General features: G+C 52.8%; 4 protein-coding genes. 1 reads left to right on the plus strand and 3 read right to left on the minus strand.

Annotation, left to right across the window (positions count from 1 at the left end):
• On the plus strand, positions 1–1,089 hold a 1,089-nt coding region (locus IBX50_RS18575), incomplete at its 5' end, for an alpha-hydroxy acid oxidase (RefSeq protein WP_292257891.1).
• Here IBX50_RS18575 and IBX50_RS18580 read toward each other — a convergent pair.
• The 3 genes from IBX50_RS18580 to IBX50_RS18590 form a co-directional block, all read right to left on the minus strand.
• Positions 1,090–2,259 carry a hypothetical protein gene (locus IBX50_RS18580; RefSeq protein WP_292257892.1) on the minus strand — a complete coding sequence of 390 codons (1,170 nt, stop codon included), beginning with the start codon at positions 2,257–2,259 and terminating at the stop codon, positions 1,090–1,092. It lies immediately after the preceding gene.
• A 77-nt stretch (positions 2,260–2,336) separates the two neighbouring features.
• Positions 2,337–2,960 (minus strand): nucleoside triphosphate pyrophosphatase, encoded by a 624-nt coding sequence (locus IBX50_RS18585; protein WP_292257893.1) that lies wholly within the window; start codon positions 2,958–2,960, stop codon positions 2,337–2,339.
• Positions 2,957–3,437 (minus strand): GNAT family N-acetyltransferase (locus IBX50_RS18590; protein WP_292257894.1); only part of this gene is annotated, 481 nt, incomplete at its 5' end. The genes IBX50_RS18590 and IBX50_RS18585, both read right to left, overlap by 4 nt.

Raw genomic sequence — 3,437 nt, forward strand, 5'->3', positions numbered from 1 at the left:
CTGCCAAACTTCTGCATGGAGTATCTGGAAGGCGGTTCAGATGATGAATACACTCTAAAGCGCAACCGTACTGCATATGACGAGCTGGTTTTCCGTCCCCGTACACTGGTCGATATTTCACAACGAGACCTCAGCACCCGCCTGTACAATCAACCCATCAACATGCCGTTAATGATTGCCCCAACCGGTTTTAACGGCCTGCTGACCCATGAAGGTGACCGAGTGCTGGCTGAAGCCGCGGCCAGAGTCGGAGTACCCTTCTGCCAGAGTATGGTATCAACGGTATCCATGGAGCGCATTGCCGCCACGGGTGTACGCCACTGGATGCAGCTTTATCTGTTCAAGAACCGCGATAACCTGAAAGGTATCATTGAACGTGCTGATGCCGCTGGTTGTGAAGCACTGGTGCTGACCACAGACACCTCGGTATTCGGCAATCGGGAGTGGGATCGACGCAACTACCGCGCACCCATGCAGCTGGATTTGCGCAATACTCTGCATGTTGCTTCACGCCTGAGCTGGATTTTTGATGTACTGGTACCTCACGGCATCCCGCGTTTTTGTAATCTGGGTGATTTTTTGCCGCCGGAAAAAGCCAGTGCACGTAATGCCGCAACTTTTCTGACTCAAGAGATGGATCCATCACTGAACTGGAAAGATGTCAGTTGGCTACGGGATCTATGGCCACGCAAACTGCTCCTGAAGGGGGTATTGTGTGCTGAGGATGCCCGTGAAGCCCAACGGAGCGGTGTGGATGGTCTGGTGATTTCCAATCATGGTGGCCGTCAGTTGGACACCTGCCCCAGCCCGCTGGATGTGTTACCGGAAATCCGTCAGGCGGTGGGGCCGGACTTTCTGCTGATTGTGGACAGTGGCTTGCGTCGTGGCAGTGATTTTATCAAGGCTCGTTGCCTAGGGGCAGATATGGCCATGAGTGGCCGCGCCACCCTGTACGGACTGGCTGCCGGTGGTGCTGCCGGAGCCGACCGTGCTCTGGATATCCTGCGCAGTGAAATGGATCGTACCCTTGGCTTGCTGGGTTGCACTGACATTGAGCAGCTTAATCCTGGCTGTCTGATGCCACGCTGATCAAACCGACAGGTCGATCTGGCGTACCAGCCCGGCCTGTCCGTCTTCTCTCAGATAAATGCCTGTTTCTCGTAACTCACCAAGAGTGTTGTTCCGGGCATCGGTATAACGAAAGGGTGACTCAATGCTGTCCAGATAAATGGCACCAATGCCTAGATCCGCCAGAGCATACAACTGCCCCTGACCGGATTCATCCGGCATCCACACACGTAACTGGCTAAACCGGCTGTCTCCCTGATCAATCCAGCCATTACCATCATCATCCAAGGCGGTCAGCTCAGCAAAACCCCGTCCAGTTTGTGCACCGAACAGCTCACTGCCGTCATTAATAACACCATCATCATTACGATCCCAAGCCAGAAAACCACGACCTTGTCCCAAGGTTGACAGGGATTCAAGCTGACCATCCAGTGTCAGATCAAAGGCAAAACGAGTGGAACCCAGTTGTGCTGCTGTACCACCAAATTCAATCACCAGTGGATCTTTCAGGTTACCAGCACTGAAACTGAGGCTTTGTGAGGTAAAAAACTCACGGGACAAACCAACCTGCACACTAAAATCCAATTGCTGGCCATCTGCAGTTAACACCTGTCCGTGTGCTTCTACATAACTGAATTCGGCTTCGTAATACTGTTGTTCATAGTGATAATCCAGCTGAAAGCCATCACCCTGCCCCGTCGGCTGAAATTGTGCTTGCAGAGCTGCTCCCTGCTGTTCACCCCGCTCTATGGCTTTTTTCACCTCATCTGCACCAGATTCCTGTTCTTCCAGGCTAATGCCAAACAAGCGGTAAAGGGTTTCTTTCAGCAGCAGCACCCGAAACTCTTCAGGTGTCATGGGTTTTATCTCATCCCGCTCACTGGTCGTCACCTCACCCACCGGCTGCCTGGATACTCCGTTACCTTCCGTTTCACCCATACGTGCCCATGGCATCAGACGTGGACGTTTAGCATGCTGCAGCAGCTCATTGGCAGCCTCACTCTGTGATTGACCTGGCTGTTGCAGAAATACACTGACTTCGCTGTTTTCATAGGTCATTTCACGCCGGGCAGACAACTGTGTGACCTGATCACCACGTCTTTCGGTGTAATTTAACTGCTCTGTAACGGACAAGCGCTGTTCCTGCTGGTGGGCAGCAGCAAAACTGATCTTGGAGGACTGGATAAGCATGATGGTATTCCGCTTCGGGCTGGTTAAACTTTGATCGGCTCCAAAGCGGGAAACTTGAGGAAGGTGGATTGTTACTGTTAAAAAATCCGATAACCCATCTGTGGCAGCATGTCTGCCAGTGCTTCCAGCGGTAAACCCACCACGTTGGAGTAACTGCCCTGAATACCGGCCACCAGTGCCGCTCCTCGCCCTTGGATGCCATAACCGCCAGCCTTGTCATCCGGTTCACCGGTCGCCACGTAGGCACGTATCTCATCAATCGACAGATGACGAAAAATCACTTCGGTGGTGACCAGCCGTTGCAGGCATTGTTTACCCTGCTGTAACACCAGCGCAGTTTTGACCTGATGGTGATGACCGGAGAGTTGCATCAGCAATTCCACTGCGTGCTCAGGTGACTGGGGTTTGCCCAGTGGATGACCATCACGCACCACTTCTGTATCCGCTGTCAGTACCAGTGCACCTTGCAGAGCCGCTGGTAATGCAGTTATAACTGCTGCTGCCTTGGCCTGAGCCAGACGTAATACCAGTGCTTCGCCGCTTTCCTGACCCAGCAGTGATTCATCAATATCAGCCGGGCAAACCTGAATGTCCAGATGGGGCATCAGCTGCAACAACAAATCTCGTCGACGCGGGGATGCTGACCCCAGCACCAGGGATTTGAGAGGAGGCAGGTCAGCGTATTTCAGGGTGTGATTCATGTTTTGAGTAACTTCTGATAAAAGGCCAGGTCCAGCCAGCGATCAAATTTGCTGGCGACCTCATGCAATGTACCTGCATAAACAAAACCTTCCGATTCATGCAGATGGATGCTGGCAAGATTCTGAGTATCAATGGCAGCAATCAGGGTGTGATAACCCTGCGTGGTGGCACGTTGCATCAGGGCTTGCAGCAACAAGCGACCTATCCCCAGCCCGCGAGCCTGTTCAGCCACATACACCGCGTGTTCCAGCGTCAGACGGTTGGCTGGTTTGTCACGAAACGGGCCATAACTGGCAAATCCGAGCAACTGATTACTGGCATCCACATAACCCAGCACCGGAAAATTTCCGCGCACCCTGGTTTCAAACCACTGCTGCATGTCGGCTTCACTGCGGGGCTGGTATTCGTACAGTGCGGTGGAATTCAGGATCACCTGATTAAAAATTGCCTGAATGGTTTTGCCTTGTTGTGCTTGT

It is taken from the genome of Marinospirillum sp. (assembly GCF_014859565.1).